Annotated in this window: 19 protein-coding genes, 2 tRNA genes and 6 pseudogenes; 16 read left to right on the forward strand and 11 right to left on the reverse strand. The window is 46.5% G+C overall.

Annotated elements, in window-relative coordinates:
• The first annotated feature begins 26 nt into the window (after positions 1–26).
• The gene (locus TZ48_RS17135) at positions 27–329 is read left to right on the forward strand and encodes an MGMT family protein (protein ID WP_112480056.1); all 303 of its coding nucleotides are present in this window, start codon (positions 27–29) and stop codon (positions 327–329) included.
• A 19-nt stretch (positions 330–348) separates the two neighbouring features.
• On the opposite strand, the gene TZ48_RS17140 is transcribed toward TZ48_RS17135, so the two are convergent.
• Positions 349–801 (reverse strand): YbaY family lipoprotein, encoded by a 453-nt coding sequence (locus tag TZ48_RS17140; protein WP_112480057.1) that lies wholly within the window; start codon positions 799–801, stop codon positions 349–351.
• Between the two features lie 222 nt (positions 802–1,023).
• Between TZ48_RS17140 and tesB the strand changes: the two genes are divergently transcribed.
• Entirely contained in the window at positions 1,024–1,884 is an 861-nt protein-coding gene (tesB, locus tag TZ48_RS17145; protein WP_112480058.1) for an acyl-CoA thioesterase II, read from the forward strand.
• A gap of 59 nt (positions 1,885–1,943) precedes the next feature.
• On the opposite strand, the gene TZ48_RS17150 is transcribed toward tesB, so the two are convergent.
• From TZ48_RS17150 to TZ48_RS17160, 3 genes are all read right to left on the reverse strand, one after another.
• Positions 1,944–3,392 carry a coniferyl aldehyde dehydrogenase gene (locus TZ48_RS17150; protein ID WP_112480059.1) on the reverse strand — a complete coding sequence of 483 codons (1,449 nt, stop codon included), beginning with the start codon at positions 3,390–3,392 and terminating at the stop codon, positions 1,944–1,946.
• On the reverse strand, positions 3,393–4,568 hold the full coding sequence (locus tag TZ48_RS17155; RefSeq protein WP_112480060.1) for an iron-containing alcohol dehydrogenase: 1,176 nt from the start codon (positions 4,566–4,568) through the stop codon (positions 3,393–3,395).
• A 172-nt stretch (positions 4,569–4,740) separates the two neighbouring features.
• On the reverse strand, positions 4,741–5,202 hold the full coding sequence (locus TZ48_RS17160) for an Lrp/AsnC family transcriptional regulator (RefSeq protein ID WP_112480061.1): 462 nt from the start codon (positions 5,200–5,202) through the stop codon (positions 4,741–4,743).
• A gap of 123 nt (positions 5,203–5,325) precedes the next feature.
• Between TZ48_RS17160 and TZ48_RS17165 the strand changes: the two genes are divergently transcribed.
• A complete protein-coding gene (locus TZ48_RS17165; RefSeq protein WP_112480062.1) occupies positions 5,326–6,393 on the forward strand; it encodes a PLP-dependent cysteine synthase family protein in 1,068 nt (355 codons plus the stop codon).
• Positions 6,394–6,479: 86 nt separating this feature from the next.
• Here the strand turns inward: TZ48_RS17165 and TZ48_RS17170 are convergent, their stop codons facing one another.
• A complete protein-coding gene (locus TZ48_RS17170) occupies positions 6,480–7,223 on the reverse strand; it encodes a methyl-accepting chemotaxis protein (protein ID WP_420822952.1) in 744 nt (247 codons plus the stop codon).
• Positions 7,224–7,972: 749 nt separating this feature from the next.
• A complete protein-coding gene (locus TZ48_RS17175; protein ID WP_042474195.1) occupies positions 7,973–8,311 on the reverse strand; it encodes a Grx4 family monothiol glutaredoxin in 339 nt (112 codons plus the stop codon).
• A gap of 299 nt (positions 8,312–8,610) precedes the next feature.
• Here TZ48_RS17175 and sodB point away from each other — a divergent pair.
• The 4 genes and pseudogenes from sodB (at position 8,611) to TZ48_RS25335 (ending at position 10,713) form a co-directional block, all read left to right on the forward strand.
• Positions 8,611–9,194, forward strand: a pseudogene (gene sodB / locus TZ48_RS17180) (superoxide dismutase [Fe]).
• Between the two features lie 110 nt (positions 9,195–9,304).
• Positions 9,305–9,808, forward strand: coding sequence for a VC2046/SO_2500 family protein (locus tag TZ48_RS17185; RefSeq protein WP_112480064.1), 504 nt, complete (start codon positions 9,305–9,307; stop codon positions 9,806–9,808).
• 231 nt (positions 9,809–10,039) lie between these two features.
• Complete coding sequence (locus tag TZ48_RS25330; protein ID WP_239670938.1) at positions 10,040–10,450, forward strand: SDR family NAD(P)-dependent oxidoreductase; 411 nt, start codon at positions 10,040–10,042, stop codon at positions 10,448–10,450.
• Entirely contained in the window at positions 10,426–10,713 is a 288-nt protein-coding gene (locus tag TZ48_RS25335; RefSeq protein ID WP_239670939.1) for a Rossmann-fold NAD(P)-binding domain-containing protein, read from the forward strand. Before TZ48_RS25330 ends, TZ48_RS25335 begins: the two co-directional genes overlap by 25 nt.
• A 127-nt stretch (positions 10,714–10,840) precedes the next feature.
• On the opposite strand, the pseudogene adhE reads toward TZ48_RS25335, so the two are convergent.
• Positions 10,841–13,540, reverse strand: a pseudogene (adhE, locus tag TZ48_RS17195) (bifunctional acetaldehyde-CoA/alcohol dehydrogenase).
• A 657-nt stretch (positions 13,541–14,197) separates the two neighbouring features.
• Between adhE and TZ48_RS17205 the strand changes: the two are divergent.
• Positions 14,198–14,836 (forward strand): YchE family NAAT transporter, encoded by a 639-nt coding sequence (locus TZ48_RS17205; protein WP_112480066.1) that lies wholly within the window; start codon positions 14,198–14,200, stop codon positions 14,834–14,836.
• Positions 14,837–14,984: 148 nt separating this feature from the next.
• On the forward strand, positions 14,985–15,839 hold the full coding sequence (locus TZ48_RS17210; RefSeq protein ID WP_112480067.1) for an ion transporter: 855 nt from the start codon (positions 14,985–14,987) through the stop codon (positions 15,837–15,839).
• Positions 15,840–15,912: 73 nt separating this feature from the next.
• Here the strand turns inward: TZ48_RS17210 and asd are convergent.
• The 4 genes and pseudogenes from asd to yejK all read right to left on the reverse strand — a co-directional run bounded on the left by asd (position 15,913) and on the right by yejK (position 20,994).
• Positions 15,913–17,030, reverse strand: a pseudogene (asd, locus tag TZ48_RS17215) (aspartate-semialdehyde dehydrogenase).
• Positions 17,031–17,206: 176 nt separating this feature from the next.
• Complete coding sequence (locus TZ48_RS17220) at positions 17,207–18,400, reverse strand: GAT domain-containing protein (RefSeq protein ID WP_112480073.1); 1,194 nt, start codon at positions 18,398–18,400, stop codon at positions 17,207–17,209.
• Positions 18,401–18,563: 163 nt separating this feature from the next.
• A complete protein-coding gene (locus TZ48_RS17225; RefSeq protein WP_112480068.1) occupies positions 18,564–19,907 on the reverse strand; it encodes an Hpt domain-containing protein in 1,344 nt (447 codons plus the stop codon).
• An 88-nt stretch (positions 19,908–19,995) separates the two neighbouring features.
• Positions 19,996–20,994 (reverse strand): nucleoid-associated protein YejK, encoded by a 999-nt coding sequence (gene yejK / locus TZ48_RS17230; RefSeq protein WP_112480069.1) that lies wholly within the window; start codon positions 20,992–20,994, stop codon positions 19,996–19,998.
• Between the two features lie 84 nt (positions 20,995–21,078).
• On the opposite strand from yejK, the gene TZ48_RS17235 reads away from it, so the two are divergent.
• The 7 genes and pseudogenes from TZ48_RS17235 to TZ48_RS17265 all read left to right on the forward strand — a co-directional run bounded on the left by TZ48_RS17235 (position 21,079) and on the right by TZ48_RS17265 (position 26,729).
• A complete protein-coding gene (locus TZ48_RS17235; RefSeq protein WP_042474173.1) occupies positions 21,079–21,306 on the forward strand; it encodes a YejL family protein in 228 nt (75 codons plus the stop codon).
• Positions 21,307–21,334: 28 nt separating this feature from the next.
• Positions 21,335–23,154: pseudogene (locus TZ48_RS17240) on the forward strand (DUF3413 domain-containing protein).
• Positions 23,155–23,219: 65 nt separating this feature from the next.
• Positions 23,220–23,296, forward strand: a tRNA-Pro gene (locus TZ48_RS17245).
• A gap of 159 nt (positions 23,297–23,455) precedes the next feature.
• A tRNA-Ser gene (locus TZ48_RS17250) sits at positions 23,456–23,546 on the forward strand.
• 137 nt (positions 23,547–23,683) lie between these two features.
• Positions 23,684–24,177, forward strand: a pseudogene (locus TZ48_RS17255) (peptidylprolyl isomerase).
• Positions 24,178–24,496: 319 nt separating this feature from the next.
• Positions 24,497–26,274, forward strand: a pseudogene (locus TZ48_RS17260) (S8 family peptidase).
• An 11-nt stretch (positions 26,275–26,285) separates the two neighbouring features.
• Positions 26,286–26,729, forward strand: a complete 444-nt coding sequence (locus tag TZ48_RS17265) for a hypothetical protein (protein ID WP_112480070.1) — start codon at positions 26,286–26,288, stop codon at positions 26,727–26,729.
• Positions 26,730–26,928: the final 199 nt, after the last annotated feature.

Here is a 26,928-nt window from a genome sequence, read left to right on the forward strand (position 1 = left end):
GCAAATAAAACTGGGACAGTTTCAGTATGGATCAATTCAAAGCGCAAATCTTTGCAGTAATTCACCAAATTCCATTCGGAAAAGTAGCAACTTACGGTCAGATTGCAAAAATGGCGGGCTATCCGGGCTACGCAAGACATGTTGGCAAGGCGCTTGGTAGCTTGCCTGAAGGAAGCAGTTTACCTTGGCACCGTGTCATCAACGGTAAGGGAGAAATCTCACTAAAGGGGGATTCGTTTTTGAGACAGAGATCGATATTAATGGAAGAAGGGGTCACGTTTTCAGTGAAGGGGCGAGTGCGCTTAAAAGAATTTGGTTGGCAGCCCTAAGACTGCCAACTCATGTTCGTTATCTCACGCCCACTAGCAGCAAGTTCACTTGCTCTGTGCTATTCGCATCGGTAATAACGGGGTAAGAGGTGTCCGAGATGAAACGCAGCTTACCTTCCACTTCGATACGTGCGCTCACACTGTAAGTATGCTTCGGATTGATCTCTTGAGTGTCGTAGCTCAGCTCAAAATCGAACGGGACTTGCGCTCCATCCGTTGTGAAGGTTTGCTCACTGATCACTTTCGCGGCTACATCTTGCAATGACACGTCTTGAAGTTTCACCGTCACAACGGCATCAGCCGGTAGCGCAATTCTTTCTCGATAAGCAATGGTGCCTTTGATTGATGCCATAGTCTCTTGCTCCGCAGCGGCCATTTCTTTACTTTCAGTTTTCGTGTCGGTTTGCGGCGCAGTTTGACAACCAGCTAAGCCAAGGAGCAGCGCCAAAGCGCCAAATTTTAATAGTTTCATGAGACCTCACTTGATGGGGCAATTAACTCTGTTAGCGATAGTTCTATTAGAAACACATCGCTACGTTATGAAATAAAGATAACAGAATTCTGCAGTTACGACGCCTCAGCTCGGTCATTTTGCGGAAAAAACCACTCTATTCCTACAAACCTTCGTATCCCTTGACGAATCCATCAGTAAAATCCACACTTTGCCCATTACGTACAAGAAAAAGACCGATATATGAGCAAACCATTAACTGAATTACTCGAACTGCTGCAATTAGAGCAATTGGAGCAAGGGCTATTTCGAGGTCAGAGCCAGCACTTAGGCTTGCCTCAAGTCTACGGCGGCCAAGTCATTGGTCAGGCGCTGTCTGCTGCGCGTTATACAGTGGCAGAAGATCGCACCGTGCACTCATTCCACAGCTACTTTCTTTACCCGGGTGATCCGCTAAAACCGATTATCTACGATGTTGAGAATCTTCGAGATGGCCGCAGTTTTAGTACTCGCCGAGTAAAGGCAATTCAAAATGGCCGCCCTATTTTCTATCTTACGGCGAGCTATCACTGTGAGGCGCCAGGCTTTGAACATCAAAGCACCATGCCGGAAGTGGCTGGACCTGAGAATTTCGCCTCTGAATCAGAGCTTGCGATGCGCATTGCCGATTTCTTGCCAGAGCAAATCCGTGAAGTGTTCTGCAGCGAAGAAGCGATTGAAGTGCGTCCGGTACACGTTGTTAACCCGTTGAAACCTGAGAAGATTGAAGCCAAGCAATATCTTTGGATCCGTGCAAACGGTGAGGTTCCAAACAATGAGCTCATTCACCAGTATGTGCTCGGCTATGCTTCTGACTGGCGCTTCCTTACTACCGCCCTACACCCTCATGGCGTCTCTATCTTCGCTCCTAAATTCCAGATGGCCACCATTGACCACTCTATGTGGTTCCACCGCCCAGTAAACACCAATGAGTGGTTGCTGTATGCCATTGAAAGTCCTAACGCGAGCAATTCCCGTGGGTTAGTACGAGGCGAGATCTTTAACCAGAAAGGTGAACTGGTCGCCTCGACGATTCAAGAAGGCGTGCTGCGCTTTAACGACTAAAATGAAAACGCGCCTTATCAAATCGAGAAGGCGCGTTTTTTCGTTTACCGTGATTCACGTTACTGTTTCGGGTTTGGATATTTACCAAACTTTCTATTAATCAGATAGTTAATAACACGTCTTGCAAACCCAGAATACGGAGAGTACAAAAAGCCTGTCGAAGCCCACTTTCCTTGCTGCATCACTGGGCGCATTTTTGAAAAGGTTTCAAACCCTTCTTTGCCGTGATAATGCCCCATTCCACTTGGTCCTACACCGCCAAACGGCAAGTCATGCTGAGCCACGTGCATCATCACTTCGTTAATGGTAAACGCGCCAGACATAGTATTTTCCATCACCGCATTTTGCAGCTCTTTGTCATCAGAAAATAGGTACAGCGCCAGCGGTCTGTCTCGCTCTCCAATAAAGTGATACACATCATCCATCGACTTGTAAGTGATCACCGGTAGAATCGGCCCAAAAATCTCACGCGTCATGACCGCTTCATCGGTGCTCGGTGACACCACCAAATGAAGAGGAAAGCGACGCGTTTCTGGATCGGGTTCGCTTGCAGGGATCAGGTTAATCACCTCTCCCTGCCCTTCTTTTGCAAGCGTTAGAGTGTCCTGTAAGCGCTCAAAAGAGACCGTATCAATCACAGCGGTATAGTCAGGGTGGTCGATGGACTTGAAGCGACTTTTCATTACGGATTTCGCCGCTTTCACGACCTGATTCAGTTTGTCCTCTGGTACTAATAAGTAGTCCGGCGCTACACACGTTTGTCCCGAGTTATAAACCTTGCCACCTAAGATACGTTTCATGGCCTTTTTGATATCGTAATCGGGACCAATAATCGTCGGCGATTTACCGCCCAGTTCTAACGTCACTGGCGTAAGATTTTCCGCAGCCGCCGCCATGACCTTGCGCCCCGTACCACCAGAGCCAGTAAAAATCAGATGGTCAAAAGGAAGCTTGGCGAATGCCTGTCCGGTACCGCCCGTTTCTGCAATAAAGCAGATCTCATCTTGGGTAAACGCACTCGCAAAAATGTTGGCCAGTGTTTCGCACAAATGCTGGGAATTTTCTGACATTTTGACCATCACACGGTTGCCCGCAGCGAGCGCTGCCGTCATTGGCCCTATCGCTAAAAAGAGTGGGTAATTCCATGGCACGATGATCCCTACGACACCCAGAGGCTGAGGGACAACTTTGTTTTTTGCAGGCCAGAACCAAATCGAGGTATGACGTTTTTTGTCACGCATCCACTTTTTAAGCTGCTTGCGAGAATCGACAATACCTTCAATAGAGGAAAACAGTTCGAGTAGCGCCGTTTCGGTAGACGAACGATGACCAAAATCTTTACCAATCGCCTCACAAATGGCTTCTTGGTTATCTCGTAATACTTTTTCGAGCTTGAGTAAGTTTGCCCTTCTTAGCTCACGACTGATAAACGGCGCTTCCTTAAACGCTGCTTGCTGCTCTTGCAGTCGCGTCATCATTTGCTGTTCATTTAGGGTAACCATACTCATTTATTGTGCTCCTTTAACAAGTAACGCTTTTAGTATTTGTTGGCATTGAACTACGTTCATCTCTTCGGGAACCGGATATTCTCCAAAGGCTTCTTTAATGGCTTGCTGAGCAAGCGCCGGAATGTCCTCAGCTCTTAACTCAGTAATGTGTTTTGGAATGTTCAGTAACTCCAACAGCGCTTCGACTTCTTGAATGAATGTTTGACTGTTTTTATAACCGAGGGTGCGCGCTAGCATTGTCAGTCTCTGGTTATCTCTTTGTGCAATAAACTTGAGCACATGTGGCAGTACCATGGCATTCGCTCTGCCGTGAGGTACGTGATAAAACGCACCAAGCTGATGGGCGATGGCATGCACGTACCCGATATACGTTCGAGTAAATGCTAGACCTGCTTCAAAGCTCGCAACGGCCATTTTCTCTCTGGCTTCGCTGTCTTGACCATTTTGATATGCGCGTGGCAAGTATTCAAAAATGGCTGCAATCGCATTTAGCGACAAGGTTTCGGTTTTGGCGTTAGCGTATTGGCTCAGATAGGATTCAATTGCATGTGTGAGTGCATCGATGCCGGTTTCTGCCGTGATTTGTGGCGGAAGGCCTAGCATGATTTGTGAATCTAACACAGCAGCCTTAGGCACTAGAAATGGATCGGTTATGGCTCGCTTGGCCTTGGACTCAATATCACTGACAACCGCAGCTACCGTCCCTTCAGAGCCGGTACCCGAGGTTGTCGGGATGGCAATGAGCGGCATGATTGGGCGATGCACTTTGAGTAAGCCGGGTAGCTTGGCAACATCTTTGTTAGTTTTTACACTTGCCGCAATAGCTTTCGCGCAATCAATGGGAGAACCACCGCCAAACGCAATGATCCCATCACAGCCCGACTGACGATAACGTTCTGCCCCAGCGCGAACCGTTGCGTAGTCAGGGTCGGGCTTGACTTCATCAAATACAGTAAACGGCATATCGGCTTGTTTTAATGCCTCTAGCATACCATCAAGCAATCCTAATCCACGCAGCACACTGTCAGTAACGATAAAGGGTTTCGTCACAGAAAGATCACGGCAATAGCTTGCTACATCCAGCACTTTACCGTTTCCAACGATGCATTGAGGCTCGGGAACAGGCACCATTTTGATAAATGGTTTTTTCACCGATACCAACATCTGATGCAACATAAAAACACTCCTTCGTCTTTATCAATCAACCTATATTTGAGCCGCCACTAGCAATTGATAGTTGAAACTGTCTATAGGTTATAGAGTGATTACTCAGAGCTGGCAAGACTGCCGAGTCTAAGTTGAGAACCCTTACCCAATCAGCACATAGGTAAATCAACACATTGGTAAATCAACGTATTGGCAACGCAGTGGTGTATTTCAAAGGTTCCATTGCAAAGGTCGAAGTGACATTCGACAATCCATCGATACTGTTGACCAGTTTTTTATAGAACTCATCAAAACACTTCATGTCTTTAACGAGCACTTTCATCATGTAGTCATACTCTCCCGCCATACGATAAAACTCCATCACTTCAGGAAATAGCGATACCGTTTCGACAAACGCTTGGTACCATTCATGGGAGTGATTCGTCGTCTTGATTTGCACGAATGCGGTAAACGACAACCCGAGTTTCTCAGGGTCTAGAAGCGCGACACGTTTATCAATCACACCACTCTCTTCAAGCTTCTTTAGGCGCTTCCAACACGGCGTTGTCGTGAGGTTTACGGCTTCAGCAAGATCATTCAGTGATAACGTGCCATCCTGCTGAAGCAGCGACAACAGCTTCTTATCTGTACTATCTATATCCAAAATAGCTCCAAGGTAGAAAATTTTTCTACTTACTAGCAAAAACCAAGTAAATATAGCAAAGTTTTTCTCCCGTTTAGTAGGTAAATTATCATCGTCGAAATCGTGAAATAGGAAACCGCCGCCATGTGTACTGACCATCAATGGATTAACAACGCTGTTCGTAAACTTGAAGCTGACTTTCAACGCTCGGCAGACACGCACCTAATCAAGCTTGACTTACCAAGCATTGATGGCATCGATGTGTACCTTAAAGACGAGAGTACACATCCTACGGGGTCACTAAAGCACCGTTTAGCACGTTCCCTGTTTCTGTACGCGATTTGTAATGGTTGGATTGGCCCTGAGACAACGGTCATTGAATCGTCTTCTGGCAGTACCGCAGTATCGGAAGCATACTTTGCGCGTCTACTTGGGTTGCCATTTATTGCCGTGATGCCAAAGTGCACTGCACGCAAAAAGATCGAACAAATTGAGTTTTACGGCGGTAAAGCACACTTGGTTGATCGCTCGGATCAAATCTATGCTGAGTCACGCCGACTGGCTGAAGAGCTAGACGGTCATTACATGGATCAGTTTACTTATGCTGAGCGTGCGACTGACTGGCGGGGTAACAATAACATTGCGAACTCTATTTTCAGCCAAATGAAGATGGAAGATCATCCGGTACCAAGCTGGATTGTGATGAGCCCAGGTACAGGCGGCACGTCGGCAACCATTGGACGTTTTATCCGCTACCAACAGCACGACACCAAACTGTGTGTGGTTGATCCTGAGAACTCCGTGTTCCATGACTACTTCAAAACAGGCAATGCAAACATCACTGGCGATTGTGGCAGCAAGATTGAAGGTATTGGTCGTCCGCGCGTTGAACCAAGCTTTATTCCGGGTGTGGTAGATGAAATGCGCACGATTCCGGATGCGGCAAGTATCGCGACGATTCATTGGCTAGAGAAGACCTTAGGTCGCAAAGTCGGTGCTTCTACGGGTACGAACCTTTATGGTGTGCTGCAACTGGCGAGTGAAATGAAAAAACGCGGTGAGACCGGATCGATTGTGACTCTACTGTGTGATAGTGGCGAGCGCTATCTTGATACTTACTACAACCACGAGTGGATTAATAACAATATTGGCGATCTGCGCCCTTACCTGGATAAGCTCGAGACATTCGAGGCGACCGGTGAGTTGGCCTAATAGCTGTCATTTGGCTTGATGACAAGTATTTAAAATAACAACCATCAGTTGGCAGGGAGTGATTCGTCACTCCCTTTTTTTATGCGCTACTTGTGCTCGTACGACGCTTTCACTTTGTCCTGCGCTAGAGCGATGTAAGAGACTAAATCGCGATACGCTATATCCATTTGCTCCACAATACCCACATCATGACTGCCATCGGCGACCATTCTCAGCCCATCATGAAGCGCCATTGCCTTAATATGGAAGTACTCTAATGGACCACCCGCCGATGCCAATTGCTGTGTTTCCTCATGGCCAGCTATCACTTGACCAAAAATCGTATCGTGTTCACCTAACGTCAGCAGTGATGCATCAAAGTCAGCGCCAATCAGTTTAGAATGCGCTGTCGCCCACATGTTGGTGTATTGCGCGATGGCGCTGGAGGCATAAATATCGACGGTGGTGGTGTAAATCACATCAACGGTATCGGAAGATAGCGACAAAATCGATTGGGTATCGCGGACAATGTCAGAAGCACCTGTGGAAGCATCCGCGACTTGCGCTGACACCAATTCAATATTTTCACCCGCTTGGTTGGTGCTGCTTTCGATTCGCTCTACCAAACCCGAGATCTCGCTGGCGGCTTCATTCGCTCTCCCCGCCAATGAGCGCACTTCATCTGCAACTACGGCGAATCCACGGCCATGCTCACCCGCTCGAGCCGCTTCAATAGCAGCATTCAGCGCAAGCAAGTTGGTTTGCTCTGAGATCTGGTGAATGATGCTAATAAACTGTGTGATATCGCCGGTCAGCACTTGAAGCGCCGCGACGGTTTCTTTGCTCGCCATCGCCGACTGCGACACTTGATCCAAAGATTGGTACATCTCCTCCAACTGCTGCTGAGTACTATCAAACACACCCAGATTCGCCTGCAATTGATCGCTTTGGTTGATCAGTTGGTTATTCGCCTGCTCGATATTGGCGGTGGCGCCAACAAGTTGCGAAGTCACACTGCTTAAAAACAGTCGCGAGCGCTGCTTTTGTCTTTCTAGTTGGGACTCTAGTTTTTGTATTTGCTGCTCTTTGTCAGCTAACTCTTGTTGCAATTGCGCCAGTTGGCAAGCGAAGGCATCTTTCTGTTCGGTTTCAGACTGCAACTGCTGCTGGAGTTGTTGTACTTGTTTTTTTGATGCAAACATAAGACCACTTTTCGGTTCGTGCTTTATTTATCGTTATTGTCATATAACGGTAGCATTGGTGCGGGAAATGAAAATGGCTGGAAGAGTAAGTTGTGATAGGGGGTTGGTGGTATCACCCTATTGGGGTATGGACTAGAGGGGTGTTGGGTGGGTGTTTTTGCTGGGCGTTGTGGTGGTAGTCGCTAGCCAGTTTCTCCCCCTTAATAACGGGGCGCGTAGCTGGGGGAGTCAGAGGGGATGCTCTTAAGCTCTTTTCTCTTGCATTTTAGTAAGTTGAAAAACAAAGAGCCCCCTCCCAGCCTCCCCTTATAAAGGGGAGGAGCTACTGGCTCGCTACGCCTCGCTGATGTTTTCGCGGGCGTAGCTGCGGTAGCCGGAATACTTAAGCCTAGAAGGAATTAAGCGTCCCCTTCCTCAGCATTGCGCGCTGCAGCTTCTTTAATGATCGGCTGAAGTTCACCCTTCTGGAACATTTCCACGATGATATCGCAGCCGCCGATTAGTTCACCTTCAACCCATAGTTGTGGGAACGTTGGCCATTGTGCGTATTTTGGAAGTTCAGCGCGGATGTCTGGGTTTTGTAGGATGTCTACATAAGCGAATTTCTCGCCACATGCCATCAGTGCTTGAGCCGCTTGAGAAGAGAAACCACAGCTTGGTAGCTTAGGTGAACCTTTCATGTATAGAAGAATTGTGTTCTCTTCGATTTGCTGCTTAATTTTGTCGATCGTTTCCATTACGTCCTCGAAATACTTGTACTGCGAATGTGTTCACATTCTAGCGAATCGCCGCAGAATAAAAAGCACATTAATAGTGCGGTTATATCTTTGTTACTAGGTTGTGATGTAGTATACCCAAATACCTTGCAAACAAAGGTGATGTAAACAAATCATCACAATTATTTTATCACGGACTCTTTTAATAAAGTAAAAACTTGCTAAAATAGCAAGCAGTCGGTCATCACATGACTCAACAATAAATATACTTGGAAGCAATCAGGGTAAAAACCCGCTAATAATCAATGGAGAAGCGAGCAATGGCATTCGAACTACCAGCACTTCCTTATGCAAAAGATGCTCTAGAACCACACATCTCAGCAGAGACTCTAGATTTCCACCACGCAAGCACCACAACACTTACGTGGTTAAGCTGAACGGCCTAATTCCTGGTACTGAGTTTGAAGGTAAAACTCTAGAAGAGATCGTTAAAACATCTTCTGGTGGCGTATTCAACAACGCAGCTCAAATCTGGAACCACACGTTCTACTGGCACTGCCTAGCGCCAAACGCGGGCGGCGAACCAACAGGTGCAGTAGCAGACGCAATCAACACAGCATTCGGTTCTTTCGAAGAATTCAAAGCGAAGTTCACTGATTCTGCAATCAACAACTTCGGTTCTTCTTGGACTTGGCTAGTGAAGAAAGCTGACGGTTCTCTAGACATCGTTAACACGTCTAACGCAGCGACTCCACTAACTGAAGAAGGCGTCACTCCACTACTAACCGTAGACCTATGGGAACACGCTTACTACATCGATTACCGTAACGTTCGTCCAGACTACATGAACGGTTTCTGGGCACTGGTTAACTGGGCATTCGTAGAAGAAAACCTAGCTAAGTAATCCGCTCTTCCCAAGTTTCGTGTAAAGACCTGTCTCGACAGGTCTTTTTTGTTTCTAGGCTAAAGCTCCCTGCCCTTTTGCCGATAAAGTCTTTGTAACGAGAGGGCTTTATGCAAATTCATCATTTAGACAAAGCAAATTTAATCAACGAACTGCAATGTGGTACGTCGCTGAATCGCGCCGTAGAACAAGGCAGACGCGCCGACTTTGCTTTAATGCTCTCTATGTTTTCACCGGACTCGCGTGAAACGACGGTAACAGAAGATGTTGATACTAAAGTTACAGATGAAGCGCTGCTAAGAAAGCGCTTTGACGTACCGACCGCTCAAAAGCTACAGGGCGAACTTGATGACTACGCCGTCTCAGCGTCTATTGCCAAACAGTTCCATGACGGCGGCTTATCGAGCGCTAAGCTTCAGCACTACAGCACGCCAGAGCCTTTAAACTACAGCCCAACCGATACTCATGGTCTTGCGGAAGAGGTCTATCACAACCTATCAGGTCATACACGGCGTCAGCTTGGTCAGAAATCACTGCCAAAGCCGTCCGTTGATGTGCTTTACAACCAATTGACCACAGCCAGTCGAAAAGACGCCTTATCAATTCAGCTTTAATTCCTACTACCAGAGTACAAACTCTAAGATCTATCCCAACTTTTGACGCTTTGTAATGTAACGCTGACCACTCTTTCGGTACAGAGTGTGATTCAATCCAAAGTTACCAACCCTTTCTGATTTCTATACACAAAAACTTGAAGTTATTCACATTTGAATCACAGTTTTTCTACCAAGTTATTACCTAGGGAATGGTATACGTAATCCGTAGCCCACTTTTTGGGGATAAACATGATCATTAAAAATTCAGTCGTGTTGGTGACATCTGCTGGTACCAGTTTAGGTGCGATGATTGCTCTGCATTTCGCTAGGCTCGGTGCCTATGTCGTTTTATGCGATGTCAATGAAAGCACTTTGACCTCAGCCTATCGACGCTGTCTAGAGGTCACTGAGCACGTAGAAAAGGCGCACGTGAGTGACCTATCACTCAAAACCGTCGAGACTTTGTTTTCTTCTATCGAGTCCAAACTAGGCCGAGCCCCAAACGTTCTAGTCAACCATTGGACTTCCTTACCGAAGCAAACCCTCACTGGGGGCACTCTGGCGGTAAATTCATTACCCAGTTTTCCTTACTGGCATCCAATCTATTCTTATTCGGCCAAGTCGCTGCAGAGCGAATGTCACAGAGCCAATCAGGCGTGATTGTCAACGTGGTCGCCCAAGAGCCCGATCAGTATTACAGTGATTTAGACAACACCACGTCTATGGTGACGGGATTTACTAAGAGCTGGGCGAAAGAGCTAAAGCAGCACAACATTCGAGTGGGCGGGGTGATACCGGTGAGCAGCCATAGCCATCATGCCAACGGCAACTGGTCTCAGATTCAAGATGAATTAACACGGACGACAGAATACATCGTTAGTAACGACTACTTTAGCGGCCGTGTTGTAAGTGCAGAGGCTTAGGCAAACTAGGATAAGCTAATACGTAAGCGCCATGACCTCCTTCTTGAACGTAAAAAGCCCCTTCATTTCTGAAGGGGCTTTGTCATTTTTCCCGTAAATTTCGTGCTAGCGAAAATCTACTACTGAATTAAGCTTCAGCTTTCTCTTTTTTAGCTTTAGCAGCTGGCTTCGCTTCTTGGTCTGCTTTCTTCTTGATAACAGTTGTACCTTCGAAAGTTTCGCCTTCAACGAATGCGTTACCGTAGTAAGCCGCTTTCAGAACTTCTTTAAGCTCAGAGATTAGTGGGTAACGTGGGTTCGCACCAGTACATTGGTCATCGAACGCTTCAACCGCTAGCTCATCAAGCTTAGCTAGGAAGTCAGACTCAGCAACACCTGCAGCTTGGATAGAAGTTGGGATGTCTAGGTCTTTCTTAAGCTCTTCCAACCATGCTAGTAGACGTTCAATCTTCTGAGCAGTACGGTCACCAGCTTGGCTTAGGCCTAGGTGGTCAGCGACTTCAGCGTAACGACGACGTGCTTGTGGGCGGTCGTATTGAGAGAACGCAGTTTGCTTAGTTGGGTTGTCGTTCGCGTTGTAACGAACAACGTTAGAGATTAGTAGTGCGTTCGCCAGACCGTGTGGTAGGTGGAACTCAGCACCAATCTTGTGCGCCATTGAGTGACAAACACCTAGGAATGCGTTCGCAAATGCTACACCAGCGATAGTTGCCGCGTTGTGTACTTTTTCACGAGCGATTGGGTCGTTTGCACCGTTCGCGTAGCTTGAAGGTAGGTACTCTTTAAGCATCTTAAGTGCTTGTAGAGCCTGACCGTCAGAGTATTCGTTCGCTAGAACTGATACGTAAGCTTCTAGAGCGTGAGTGACTGCATCGTAACCACCGAATGCTGTTAGAGACTTAGGCATGTTCATAACAAGGTTCGCGTCCACGATAGCCATGTTAGGCGTTAGTTCGTAGTCAGCTAGTGGGTACTTAGCACCAGTCTCGTCGTCTGTAACAACGGCGAATGGAGTAACTTCAGAACCCGTACCAGATGTTGTAGTGATACATACAAGCTCAGCTTTTTGACCCATTTTAGGGAACTTGTAGATACGTTTACGGATGTCCATAAAGCGCATTGCAAGCTCTTCGAAGTGAGTTTCTGGGTGCTCGTACATTACCCACATGATCTTCGCAGCATCCATCGGAGAACCACCACCTAGAGCGATGATTACGTCTGGTTGGAAGCTTTGCATTGCTTCTGCACCTTTCTTAACAACAGATAGCGTTGGATCCGCTTCTACGTCGAAGAAAGTTTGAACTTCCATGCCTTGAGCTTTAAGTAGCTTCACTACTTCATCACTGTAACCGTTGTTGAATAGGAAACGGTCAGTTACTAGGAATGCGCGTTTCTTACCTTCTAGGTCGCTCATTGCGATTGGAAGGCTACCACGACGGAAGTAGATAGACTTAGGTAGTTTGTGCCACAACATGTTTTCAGCTCGCTTCGCTACAGTTTTCTTGTTGATTAGGTGCTTAGGACCTACGTTCTCAGAGATAGAGTTACCACCCCAAGAACCACAACCTAGAGTTAGAGAAGGCGCAACGTTGAAGTTGTAAAGGTCACCGATACCACCGTGAGTAGTTGGGATGTTTACAAGGATACGTGCAGTCTTCATCTTGTCACCGAAGTAACGGATGCGGTCAGCGTTAACGTCTTGGTTTGTGTACAGACCAGATGTGTGACCGATACCACCGATTTCAACCATAGTTACTGCTTGAGCAACTGCGTCTTCGAAATCGTCAGCGCGGAATAGACCTAGAGTTGGAGATAGTTTCTCGTGAGCAAATGCGTCGTCGTAAGAAACTTTACCTAGACCTTCACCAACTAAAACTTTAGTGTCAGCTGGAACTTTAACGCCTGCCATCTCAGCGATTGCTGGAGCTGGTTGACCTACGATCTTAGCGTTTAGGTTGCCGTCGATTAGAAGAACTTTACGTACTTTTCTCAGCTTCAGCTTTGTTTAGTACGTATGCTTTGTGAGAAGCGAAACGCTCTTTAACTTCGTCGTATACAGAGTCAACAACGATCGCAGCCTGCTCAGAAGCACACACTACGCCGTTATCGAACGTTTTAGACATAAGGATAGAAGCTACTGCACGTTTGATGTCAGCAGTTTCGTCGATAACTACTGGAACGTTACCTGCACCTACACCGATTGCTGGCTTACCAGAAGAGTAAGCTGCTTTAACCATGCCTGGACCACCAGTTGCAAGGATAAGCGCGATGTCATCGTGCTTCATAAGAGCGTTAGAAAGCTCTACAGATGGTTGGTCGATCCAACCGATGATGTCTTTTGGAGCACCCGCTGCTACTGCTGCGTCTAGTACTAGTTTCGCTGCGTCGTTAGTAGAGTTCTTCGCACGTGGGTGTGGCGAGAAGATGATACCGTTACGAGTCTTCAAAGAGATTAGAGATTTGAAGATTGCAGTAGAAGTTGGGTTAGTGGTTGGTACGATACCGCAGATGATGCCTACAGGCTCAGCGATAGTCATAGTGCCTAGTTGTCGTCTTCTTCAAGAATGCCACAAGTTTGCTCGTCTTTGTATTTGTTGTAAATGAACTCAGACGCAAAGTGGTTCTTGATAACTTTGTCTTCAACGATACCCATACCAGACTCTTCAACTGCTTGCTGTGCAAGAGGAATACGAGCTTGGTTAGCTGCTAGAGAAGCTGCACGGAAGATCTTGTCTACTTGCTCTTGAGAGTAAGTTGCAAATTCCGCTTGCGCCGCTTTAACGCGTGCAACCATTGCATCTAGTTCAGCCATATTTGTTACAGGCATAATGAATCTCCTAAAATAAAAAAACTAAAAACTTTTTAGTAAGTTAGCTACTTCTGCTAATGAATCTCTTAACTACAGAACAACTCTACTTAGTAAACTGCTTTCAGAGCTGAGTATAATCTTTCACGCTTTGAAAAAAATTGACTCAGATCAGTTCTGAAAAGTAATTTACCTACATAGTAGTAACCCCAAAGGGTTGCGCGACGTAAGCTATTGTTTTTAAAAGTGTTACCCGAGTAAAATACCGAGGTCAAAAAAACACCGATCAGTATTTTTTTTTCATATTCCCATGCAGTTGTGTAAAAAAGTTTCACTTTTGTACCAGAAAAACAAGTAAAACGTCGCTCTCGTGCTACTAAGTATATGTAGATGACATTAGTTTCTTTCAACCCATGACACAAAAATAATCAAAATTAGACATGCCCAACACTTTAGCAACAAAAAGGTATGTTACCCACGCTGTGGCACGAACTTTTCCTTCACATTCCATTCATATCTTCACATCACGTCGAACGGCTGATTCACTGACGTTATACGTTAAAAATAGTCATCAAGTTTTAGTCGATTCTCTGCCCACAATGTCGTACATTAGCCGCACTTTTTACCCGGGCATAAATGCCTTGCATTGTGTCCCTTTTCTATCATCGAGATTCGTCTATGAGTAGCATCGAATTTGCAATCTATTTGCAGTTTTTCTTAGGTTTGGTCGCTGCGGTAAACCCTGTTGGGATCATGCCAATTTTTGTGTCTTTAACCAGCCACATGTCTCCAGAAGACAAGAACAAAACGGCTGCGACAGCCAATATTGCCGTTGCCGTTATTCTGATCACCTCACTGCTGGCAGGTCAGATACTTTTGGATATGTTCAGTATTTCTCTCGATTCGTTCCGTGTTGCGGGCGGCTTGCTGCTTCTTAGCATCGCCTTTTCGATGATGTCGGGTAAACTCGGTGAAGATAAACAGAACAAACAAGAGAAGTCCGAGTACGTCAGTAAAGAGCAGATTGGTGTTGTGCCCCTAGCCATGCCTTTGATGGCAGGCCCTGGTGCAATCAGTTCGACCATTGTTTATGGTGCTCGTTATCCTGGGATGGTGGAAACGGTTGGTATCATTGTTAGTGTGGTAGTGTTTGCGCTCTGCTCTTGGTTATTGTATCGCTCGGCGCCGCTTATCGTTCGCTTCTTGGGACAAACAGGCATCAACGTGATCACACGTATCATGGGTCTGATCCTAGGTGCGCTGGGTATTGAATTTATGGCCAACGGGTTAAAAGCCCTATTCCCTGGCCTTGCATAACCAGCCCTGCGACTCTCTCATTCTTTGATTATCTTCACTCAAGCACTTTGCCACTAAAGTGCTTGAGTTCCTCTTATAAAGCGTAAAACTGCCCCTTGGCGATTCTTGGGTATATACTAGCCATATTGACGGCTTATAGACTCTTGCTATGGAAAACAACCGCTTAAAGCACAAGCTTTACATCATTATCTTTGGTCATCACACCCGTGCGGGTCGAATTTTTGATATTACTCTTATCATTGCTATTTTGATGTCACTCGCTGTACTGGTGTTGCACTCAATCGAAGGATTTTCTGCCGAGTGGAATCACACCTTTGTGATGCTCGAGTATTTCTTTACAGCGCTCTTCACTATTGAGTATTTAGTGCGCCTGTACTGTTCACCAAAACCCAGGGCCTATGCTACTAGCTTCTACGGCGTTGTAGACTTGCTCTCGATTTTACCGACCTATTTGGCTCTTCTTTTCCCTTCGGCTACCTTTATGGGTGTCATTAGATTGCTTCGTGTGATGCGAATATTCCGTATCCTGAAGCTAGTTCGCTATTTGCAAGACTCGAATGTTCTGCTGCGTTCGCTGTTGATGTCACGCCGTAAAATCTTTGTTTTCTTCAGCACCGTCGCCATATTGGTGACCATTTTTGGTTCACTCATCTACGTAATAGAAGGTCCCGAGAACGGGTTTACCAGCATCCCACAAAGCATCTATTGGGCGATTGTGACTATTACTACCGTTGGGTATGGCGATCTCGTGCCAAGTACGCCGCTTGGTAAAGGTTTGGCATCGCTCACTATGTTACTTGGCTACTCCATCCTTGCTGTTCCCACCGGGATAATCACCGCTGAACTCAATCAAGAAATGAAAACCCATAGGAACTTGGTGAAATGCCCAAACTGCTCAAAATCAGGTCATGAAAGTGATGCGCTGCATTGCAAGCATTGCGGTAGTGAATTGGCGACACCAGACAAAAGAATTGTTGACGTCGATTCGGAAGAGATGAAATAGCAAAGACAGAAAAGCCCTCTTCCGAGGGCTTTTCAATGACGCTTTCTTCACATTAACAATGAGGAGCGAGAACTTAACCAGCCTTCTCAGCCAAGATAATACGCAGTGTACGACGCAGTGGCTCTGCCGCGCCCCATAATAGCTGATCACCCACAGTGAAAGCGTTAAGGAAGTCGTTACCCATCGCCATTTTTCTTAGACGACCCACAGGGATAGACATGGTGCCTGTCACTTTCGCTGGCGTCAGCTCTTGTGCGGTGATGTCGCGATCGTTTGGAATCACTTTCACCCAATCGTTGTGCGTTGCGATGATTTCTTCGATTTCATCCATCGGTACATCTTGCTTAAGCTTGATAGTCAGCGCCTGTGCGTGACAGCGCATCGCACCGATACGTACACAAGTGCCATCAATCGCGATTGGGCTGTCTTGCAAGCCTAGGATCTTGTTCGCTTCAACACCGGCTTTCCACTCTTCTTTGCTCTGGCCATTTTCACGCTTCACATCGATCCATGGGATCAGTGAACCTGCTAGTGGTACACCAAATTGATCCGTTGGGAACGAAGAAGAACGGATAGTTTCAGCCACTTTACGGTCAATATCGAGAATAGAGCTTGCTGGGTTGGCCAGTTCAGACGTCACACAGTCGTTCACCACACCCATTTGAGAGATAAGCTCACGCATATTCTTAGCACCAGCGCCCGACGCTGCTTGGTAAGTCATCGCACTCATCCACTCAACCATGCCTTTCTCGTACAAGCCGCCAAGACCAAGAAGCATCAAGCTAACGGTACAGTTACCGCCAACAAAGGTGTTCGTGCCCTTGATTAGACCGTCTTGGATTTGACCAAGGTTCACTGGGTCTAGGGTAATGATTGAATCTTTGTCCATACGGAGAGTAGAAGCAGCATCAATCCAGTACCCTTTCCAACCCGCTTGACGAAGCGCTGGGTAGACTTTCTCAGTGTAGCTGCCACCTTGACAGGTGATCACTGCGTCCAGTTGTTTTAGGCTTTCAATATCAAAAGCGTCTTGTAGAAGGCCGGCATCTTTACCAAAGTTTGGTGCAGGGATGCCAATTTGAGATGTGCTGTAGAATACGGGCTCGATGACATCAAAGTCTTTTTCTTCGACCATGCGCTGCATAAGTACCGAACCACCATGCCACGCCAACCGACTAAACCTACTCTCATTGAATTACTCTCCGTGTGAATTGAAATTAAGGCTCCCCCATCTATAAAATTTTCCGAGCCATAACACAAGAGCTAATTCACAAATTAAAGCAACTTTTTTCACAAACCCAACCAGTTAGCCGCCCATAATCGTTTGATACATAGTAAAAAGACTCTTTTCAGAGCCTTTTTCACCACTAGTTTGCTGTTTTGGTTTCTTTTCTCAGTTGAGCCCTTTTACCTAGCGCATAGCCAAGCCCTAGGGGAGCAAAGAAGATCACTAAAATGAACAAAATAAAGTAAACAATGGTGCTCTTAATCAACTGAATTAGCTTTTCGACGGCAAGAGTTACGACATCCTGAGAAATTTTGTCGAGATCTTGAGCTAACAACTCTCGCTCGCTATTGACGATGACGGCAATCTCCTTGCGCTCACGTTCAATCATCTTAATAAGCTCTTCGCGTTCGCGCGCCACCATGTCATCGAGTGCCTGACGCTCTGCACTAAGTTGAGTGAGCTTATCTTGGGTCTTAACATCTAAATCGTTAAGTAGCGGCTGAAGTTCAATCGCCATTTTTTGAGCTAAATCGCGCATATATTCAGGGTTGTTTTCAACAAAGTCTTTAAACGCATCGGCACTGATTTGGAAGCTCTTAATCGCGCCGCGAATATCATCACCACTCACATTACTATTGAGCGCAATCAGCTGGGCTTTCCACGTCATCAGCTTAGGTGTTTGCTCCGACATTAACGACAATCTATCAGACACATCGGAAAGCGCCTCTGGCATGGTACCAAGCGTTGTCGTCACTTCACTTTCATCGATACCCTCGGATTTCAACCATTCTCGATAAGCCGGCACTCGGGCAAAGCTTAAGTTTTCAAACGGATGTAGCGCCGCAAACTGGTCAACAAAGGCCTTGGTTGAGCCATAGCTATCCGATTTAAACAACGACTTTGCCAACTGATCGATTTCTTGCCTCAGCTTAGTCGCCGTTTGAGCCGCCTCTTCAGTGACAAACAGTGTTTTACCATTGCCGTTTATAAAAAACTGCTCCATTTGCACCGTAAATACCCAGGTATCTATGAGACCAGCCGTTGGAGACACTTGATAAGCGGATTGCCCTAACCCTTCTTCAGCATGGATCTTCCAGAGTAAAATATGAGATTGATTCACTATGTCAGTTTCATCATACTTGGCGGCTAAAGAGTCGGAGGTTGCTTCGACTTGAGTAAAGAACTCACGACTAAACTCACGCGTCATTAAGCGCATATTGAGCTCTTGCTTCGTCAGTGGCGTGGTTTGGCTATCGAGCTGAATTTCTAGCAATGAACAGCCAGAAATTAGAGAGATAAACAGCATTAGAAGTGCGCAGCGCAAGCGGTGCATTGGTTTCATCGTAAGCCTCAACGTCGAAAAGTAGCGAGTGTTTAGTGACTTCAACAGTACGGTGAAGCCACTAAACTATATATTACCGCCACTATAAATCGCCCAAGTAAAATTCACGTTAACTATTGATATTTATAGCCTAAATTTCGCGATTTACTAGACGTTATTGTTGGCTTTGGTTGGAGATGTAGTCCTCAGCCGACACAATCGCTTGTTTAAGGCGCTGCTCGAGTTTATCTATCGCTTCAGAGTCTATGGCTTGGGTCTGTTTTAGTTGCAACTCAGCGGTAATGGCCGTTTGACGAAGCTGCTCGGCAAAGATGCTACCAGACACCCCTTTTAGGGTATGGGCGACACGGGTCGCTTGGTCAATATCGCTTTCAGCAAGGTTGCGCAACTTATCGGCATCTTGACTGTGCTCGGAAACAAACACGCCGAGCAGTAGTAGCATCGACTCTTTGTCTCCATCCAACGTATTGAGCATTTCAGAAAACTGGATTGGCGCGCCTTCCTCATCCATCTCTTCAGACTCCGAGACTACCTCATCACCCACGACTTCGAGCTCGACTCGCTCTGCTTCGTTCAGCGACTCTACCTCTAAAGAAGACGGAGGCTCGTCATCAAGTGGTGTACGATTTTCGGTTTTTACCTTTTGTGGTTCATTGGCCTTATTCAACTGTGGCTCACGAGTCACCGAATCGGGTTCATACGCCTTTAAGTCATCATGACCACTCGTCAATAGTGATTCAGGCTGTTTTCTGACACTGCACAGCAGTAGACACACAATCGCAACAAGGCTGGCTAATACGACTATCAATACTTGTCTATTCACTGCGCGCTCAGATTGCATTTCGCGCAGCGACAGTTCTGTCATAACGGGATGGTTCACCACACGTTCAACCAAAAACTCAGTATTCGCTGCTTGTGATAGCAGCACCGATGCTTGCGAGTTGAGTTCCAAAACGTGCACACGGTCTCCGCCAGAGAGCCCATAGGCCTCGCGCTGAATGTCTTCAAGCTTCAAATACACTTGACGCGGTTCAACCGTGTCATTAAATAAAGTATCCAGTACCACCGCAGAGAGTCGGTCACTCAGCGAGACTGCTTCTGAGCTCAGCCGTGTTGGTTTGGCATTAATGCTAGCAATAAAGGTATCCATGCGCGCTTCATCTTGTGCGAGGAGCTGAGCCTGCTCCACAAATCGTTCAAGTAGATAGACGGTATGAGAAACATCCGAGAGCAAATCCGATTGAGTCAATGATTTGAGCTGCACGGTTTGGGCATGTATAAGCTGTATTTCAAGCTCAAGTTGCTCAGAAAAACGTGAGCGATAAGGCTGTGCTAAGAACAGGGTTTGCCTTAGTTTGTCGATGCTAAATGAAATTTCATCAATGAGGTGGGTAATTTTCTCTTCTTGCGACGAGATATACACCACTATAGCCACGGCAATAGACCATAACAGCACTATGGTTACGGCAAAGCCATTAAGACGTTTTAATACATTCAACCGTCGTTCCCTCTCAACAACAATAAGGCTTATCCCTGACCTTTCTTGAGCATGCAAAAAAGCGCTACCAAGTAGCGCTTTTATCTGCTTAACGATTTCGAGTCAGTTGATCTCTTAAATTCGGCGGTGTGCCTTTGATAGTAAGAGTATCGGTATCTGGATCGTAAAACACGCGCTCACCTAGAAGCAGGCTATCAAAACTCAGATTCAATCCGCCACCCGCACCGACAAACTTTGTGAGCTTACGTACCGTCGAGCGATCGGCTGGAAAACTCTCTTCCAATTCATAGCCTTGTTCTTGAGTGTAATCTAAAAAGCTCGAGCCTTCATTACTAGGAAGCTCACCAGAAAGCTCTTTGATTTGCACTTCGTCGCCCGTTTTTAGCTGATCACTACAGTAGTCGTAGACCTGCTTTTTGTAGTTAACGGTTTCATCTTTATCAAGCTGTGCGTCGGCGCAGTAATCTTCTACTGCTTGCATCAACAATGTGTTTTGCTTTTTAGTGTCCAGACCCACTTCTGCTTGAAGAAAGTCTAAGAAAAAGTCAGCGACTTTGCGCCCTACGCGACCTTTGATATAAGTCAGATAGCGGTTTGAGCTTTTATCCAGGCCGTAACTGGTTAAATCGATACGCGCGGCGATATCCATTTTTGCAATATCAAGGTAATCGATGGAACCGATGTTCAATCCTTCGGTGACTTGCAAACTGTTGTACGAAGGCAGCAAACCGATAAACAGATAATCCGTTGCGAGTGACTGATACTGAGCCATCACCAATGTGCCCGCTTCTGCAAACGGGTATTTGGCAAGCTCGGTTTTAAGGCGCTCAGCACTTTGCTGAGAGAAGCTATAGAAGTCTTTTTCACCCTTTAATAGATCGCTTAGCCAAATTTGAAAATCACTCTCACTGGTAAAGGAACCAAATCCTTTTCCTGCTTTCGAATTAAAGACACGGTGCAGTTCCGCCACTAAGGTTTCGGTTGAATTGTCGTTGTTCAGCATCTCTTCGCGATATTGAACGACGAGCTCTTCCTGCTCATTTATCGCTAACTGGTGTAAAATTACGTTAGATAGGTTCAAACTCATTGTGAATTTATCATGGTTGCTGTTTCGTTTGTGATGCAGAGTAGGGTATCATAAGCCGCTTTCATTATCATTAGCAGAGTCTTTATGCCAATTACATCTAAATATACCGACCAACAAGTTGAAGACATCCTTGCCGAAGTTGCCGCTGTTCTAGACAAGCACGGTGCAAGCGCTGAACTTTCACTGATGATTGCAGGGAATATCGCAACCAATGTCTTAAATCAAAACGTTGCGCCTTCACAACGCCAAGCAATTGCGGAAAAATTCTCTAAGGCTTTGATTTCATCATTAGAAACTAAAGATCAACACTAATCTTTACAACGGATAGATTACACGGCAGATGGTAGATAGCGAAAACTCATACGGGGAAAAGGTCTCCCGCCTAGTGGGCTGGGGTCACTGGTTTGCGTTCTTTAATATAATTGCGGCAATGCTCATCGGTACCCGCTATATCGCCTCTTCTCCGTGGCCGGATACCTTGCTGGGACAGTTTTACTTGTTCGCATCGTGGATTGGCCACTTTGGCTTTTTGGTATTTGCCCTCTACCTGTTAGTGCTGTTTCCGCTGACCTTTATTGTTCCTTCGCGAAAACTGTTTCGATTAATTGCGGTGTGTTTTGCCACATTTGGCCTTACTGTCCTATTAATTGATACCCAGGCCTATCAAACCATTAATCTGCACTTATCTCCGGTAGTTTGGGATCTGCTGTTTAGCGACGAAAACAGCACCATTAGCTCGGATTTACAGCACCTCTTCATTGTCCTCCCACCGATTTTCTTAGCCGAGCTTGCGCTCGCGGAATGGGTATGGCGTAAACAGCGCAAGCTGTCTCACAAACATGTTGGTCGCCCACTGGCAGCGCTGTTTTTCGTGTGCTTTATCGCTAGCCACCTCATTTTCATCTGGCAGATGCGTTTTTCTATAACCCTGTCACCGTGCAAAAAGCCAATTTCCCTCTCTCCTACCCAATGACAGCGAAGTCATTTATGGAGAAACATGGTTTACTAGACAGAGAAGAGTACTTACAGAAACTCAAAGATAATGAAGGCGCTGCGGATCTGGTTCGCTACCCGCTAACAGAGATTGAGTTCAATCGCCGCTCTGAGAATTTGAATGTACTGATCGTTAGCATCAATAACCTACGTAGTGACATGCTCAACCCAGAGACCATGCCTGTTTCGTACGGATTTGCGCTCAACAATCAAAACTTCATTAACCACTACAGCTCAAGTAATGACGACTTCGGCGCTTTCGGTTTGCTATATGGTCTTCCAAGCAGCTACGCCAGCAGCATTAAGTCTCAGGGCACTGAACCTCTACTGATGTCTGTCCTCGCCAATCAAGGCTATCGATTTGAGCTTTATAGTGGTGATAACTTTGAAGATGATCTCTACAGTGAGACCATTTTTAGAAAATTCCCAATGGTTGATTTGACCGCAACCAAGTCAGAAACACTGGATAAAACCATCTCTGACAATTCAGCTATTGAGCAGTGGAGCGATGCGATCATTAATGGTTCAAGCAAACCATGGTTTAGCTTTATTGAGCTGTCCACTGTCGATAACTTTAGCGACTACCAGCCACAAAGCGACGCACAAACGGCGGAAGAGCGCTTTGTAAGTGCGTACTCATCTGCCGCTACGGCTGCTGATGCTGAGTTTGGAAAAATCCTGCAAACCCTGGTTGACCAGGACTTGCTTGAAAGTACTATCGTGATTTTGACGTCAAACCACGGCACTGAGTTTAACGAAACGAAAACTCGAAGCTGGGGGTCAAATACCAACTACAGCCAATATCAGCTGCGCGTACCTATGGTTATTCACTGGCCAGGTAAGCTTGCTGCTGACTACACACATATGACCAGCCATCTTGATGTTGCGGCTACCATATTGGAAGATCTCAGCGGTGTGTCCACCAATGCAAAAAACTTCAGCAGCGGACGCAACCTGTTTGATGAAAGAAAACGTAAGTGGATCATCGCAGGTGATACAAGGGAGCTCGCTTTGGTCACTGCAAATGACACCACGGTCGTCGACAAGTTTGGTAACTACAGCCTGTATGACAAAGATTACAATAAGCTGGATAACAAGAATCCGAAGCTTCCCATCTTGATGCAAGGATTCACTGAGCTGCAACGTTTCTACGCCAAAAGTCAGTAAATCAAGCAGTTAATCACATTAATTGCTCTTGACCAGTAAAACGCTCTGGTTTAGATTAATCCCATCGGACTGTAGCGCAGCTTGGTAGCGCACCGTCATGGGGTGTCGGGGGTCGCAAGTTCAAATCTTGTCAGTCCGACCATATTCAAGCCCTAAGACTCGTCTTGGGCTTTTTACTACTTAAATGTGTAGTTTTTAGACACCCAAACCATTATTTTGAATCAGTTGCTTATAAATAAAGCAAACAGTAAAAATAGGGGTTTACAAACAGTAAGATGCCCATTATTATGCGCATCAACACGGAGAGATGGCTGAGTGGTCGAAAGCACCGGTCTTGAAAACCGGCAACCGTTAATAGCGGTTCTAGGGTTCAAATCCCTATCTCTCCGCCACATTCTAAGAAGCCGCTGATAATTCAGCGGCTTTTTTTCGTTTCAATGCCCGGCGAACCTTCCCTGTGGCGACCCCAACTGCTACTCAGCCATAAACTGCTACAATCAGCGTAATTCACTCATCCAAGGCAACTAACATGATTATCCTAAGCACAACGTATGGCGACATTGAAATTGAACTTAATATGGACAAAGCGCCTGTCAGTTCGAAAAACTTTCTGCGCTATTGCCAAGAGGGCTTCTATGAAGGCACCATTTTCCATCGTGTTATTGACGGTTTTATGATCCAAGGTGGTGGTCATACCGAAGACATGACCGAGAAAGAGACCCACGCCCCATCGTGAATGAAGCAAACCGCGGTCTTAAAAACTTAACCGGCACCATTGCTTTTGCTCGCACCGATGCGCCGCACTCAGCGACAGCGCAGTTTTTTATCAACTTAGATGATAACGATTTCTTGGATCATACTGGTAAGACAAACTCCGGTTGGGGCTATGCGGTGTTTGGTAAAGTAACCGCGGGAATGGATGTGGTCAATAACATTGGTAAAGCCATGACTGGCACGAAAAAAGGTCATGATGATGTGCCGCTAGATACGATCAAAATAAACAAGGTCACCATTGTTGACTAACCCCCAAAATACGTCGCGTTGGCCTACAGCAAATCTTCTGTTGTAGGTCAGCATGACAAAAAATGGTGCGTGTCTTCTACGCCCTTTGACCAACCGCTAAATTTGCCATCTATCGCACTCCTTCTCTCTAATCTGCTGATTTCAAGCAATTCATCTATGCAACAAATCACATTTCAACAAAATTCAATGTGATGCCTCGAAAAACAATTGTAAACACAATGTGAACGGTTTTCGCCGCCCTATTTCCTCGTTAATTTAGTCTCGCCTGTTTTAAGGAGTTTCAGACAGGAACATTCTAAATAAAGACATGAGGTCACAAATGAAAATTCGCATTAGTCGTTTATTTGCGGCGATGCTCACCGTAGGCATTGCCCCTACAGCATCCGCATACGATCCACTCTATTCTGAACAATGGCACTTAAATAACACTGGGCAAACCTCCTTTGCTGCCAATCCCGGTGTTGTTGGCAATGACCTAAACACACAGCTCACCCAAGCGATGGGAATTGCAGGTGTTGGCGTGAAGGTCGCCGTGATTGATACTGGGGTACAAATTGATCACCCGGATCTGGCCGCCAACGTGGTTCCCGGTAGCCGAAACCTAGTGGAGGACTCCGAGTTTCCAATTGACTATCCCATTGATAAAAATGGTCACGGCACCGCTGTTGCTGGTTTGATAAGCGCTGTGGGCAATAATGGTGAAGGCGGCCGCGGCGTTGCGTCTCGCTCTTCATTGGTGGGCTTTAACTGGCTTGATAGCCAAACTGTCGAGGGCTGGCTGATATCTCACGGGGCAGACCCGTCTACCAGCGATGTTCGCGTGTTTAACCAAAGCTATGGCTTTAGCCCTACCACACCGATTCCTTTCGATGACACAGATCCTGAGTTCAAACTCGAATTGGACGTGATGGAAGACGTCAGCAACTATAACGCATGGGGACGCGGGGCAATATTCGTTAAATCAGCAGGTAATGGTTATCGCTACTTCAACACAGGTCGCTTCTTTGTTCTACCTGGTGATTTCTTTGCCGGAGCAATAATCTAGGACTGCCAATGCACAACTCACAGCAGTCTTACGACAACGCCAACTACTACAACCTCGTTACCAGTGCGCTAAGAGCCGATGGCACTCGCACGAGCTACTCTTCGGTCGGTACTAACGTCTGGGTGGCAGCACCTGCCGGCGAATACGGTCAAGACTACCCTGCAATGGTCACCACCGACCTCATGGGCTGTGAGCAAGGACAAAACACCAGCAGTGACTTAGGTATCAATGGCCTACATGGTGGGACTGAATTCGATCCAAACTGTAATTACACCAGCACCATGAACGGTACCTCTTCTGCGGCGCCGAATACTTCAGGTGCCATTGCAGCCATTATGTCGACCAACCACGCGTTAACCGCGCGCGATGTCCGTGCTTTGCTCGCAGAGACTGCAAGCATCACCGATGCTGAAGATCCCGGCGTGTCACTGGATTTTGAGAACAGCGAAGGTCAACTGGTGAGTTATCAAGCGATCTCCCCATGGCAGAAAAACGCCGCTGGTGTTGATTTTCATGCCTTCTATGGATTTGGTGCGGTTAACTTAGATGAAGCGATGAAACGCGCTCGCATGACCAACAATGTCCTACCGCCACAAGTCATCACGCCATGGATGAACAATGCAGCCAAAGTTGCGGTGCCCGATGCGAGCCTGGCAGGAGGCGAGTCATCTATTAGCATTTCTGATGAACTCACGGTGGAGTCGGTACAGATCAAGCTCACACTTGATCATACTCGCCTACCAGATCTAGCCATTGAGCTTATCTCCCCTTCCGGCACTCGCTCAGTGCTACAAACACCTCGTAATGGCCTAGTTGGCCAATCGCTTGAGCCAAACGTAGCGGGTTACGAAAACCAGCTCATGCTATCGAACCAATTCTATGGTGAAAGTGCCAAAGGTGAATGGACGCTGCGCGCTATCGATACCAACGGTGATGAAGTGTTCTCATACTTAGCCTACTTCAACTCTTCCACTATTTTTGAAGTGCCAATGGCCAACAACACACAACCAGGCGTTCTCAAAAACTGGTCTATGCGTATCTTCGGTCATTAAGGAGCCACCTCATGAAAACAATTACATTCTCAACTCTTGCGCTGTCGATGGCTGTCTCTAGCGTGAATGCAAAACAGTTGGTCGAGCAAGCAACGCCAAATCTCTTTGCCCCTTCTGATGCACTTGAAGTCAATGGCGAACAATATCGCAAACTATCCGTCGACGACATTGCTAACGTGGGTGAGCTACACGCGGGAGATGAAGTGTTTAAAAACCCATTCAGTAACGTCTCCAAGGCAACTGGACTGGTTTTCATTACCGTCGATAATGCGAAAGATGCCAAGGCGGTTGCTAGCGAGCTAAAACTGGATGTGGTCTTCGCTCAAGGAGAGTCAGCAGTACTTCGTGCATCACAAGGCCAAGATCTACTGGCGATCAGTGATTACCTCAATGCGGATAGCCGAGTGAAAGCGTCAAAAATTGAGCTTAATAGCGGTAAGTATTTGCAGCAATAGCGCTGAGCGACTAAAAAATGCCTCACAAACGTGAGGCATTTTAACTCGTATCAGCACCCATACTACTGCCAGACATGCTGCAGGTTCCTGTTGCTACCTACTGACAAGCGCCGACCAACGTCCACACATCCCACTGCGCCGAGTTATCAGCAGGATTGTCTCCTCGTGTCCACCACTTAGCTTGATACTGCGAGCCCTG

This window comes from Vibrio variabilis (assembly GCF_003263785.1).
GTDB classification, from domain to species: domain Bacteria; phylum Pseudomonadota; class Gammaproteobacteria; order Enterobacterales; family Vibrionaceae; genus Vibrio; species Vibrio variabilis.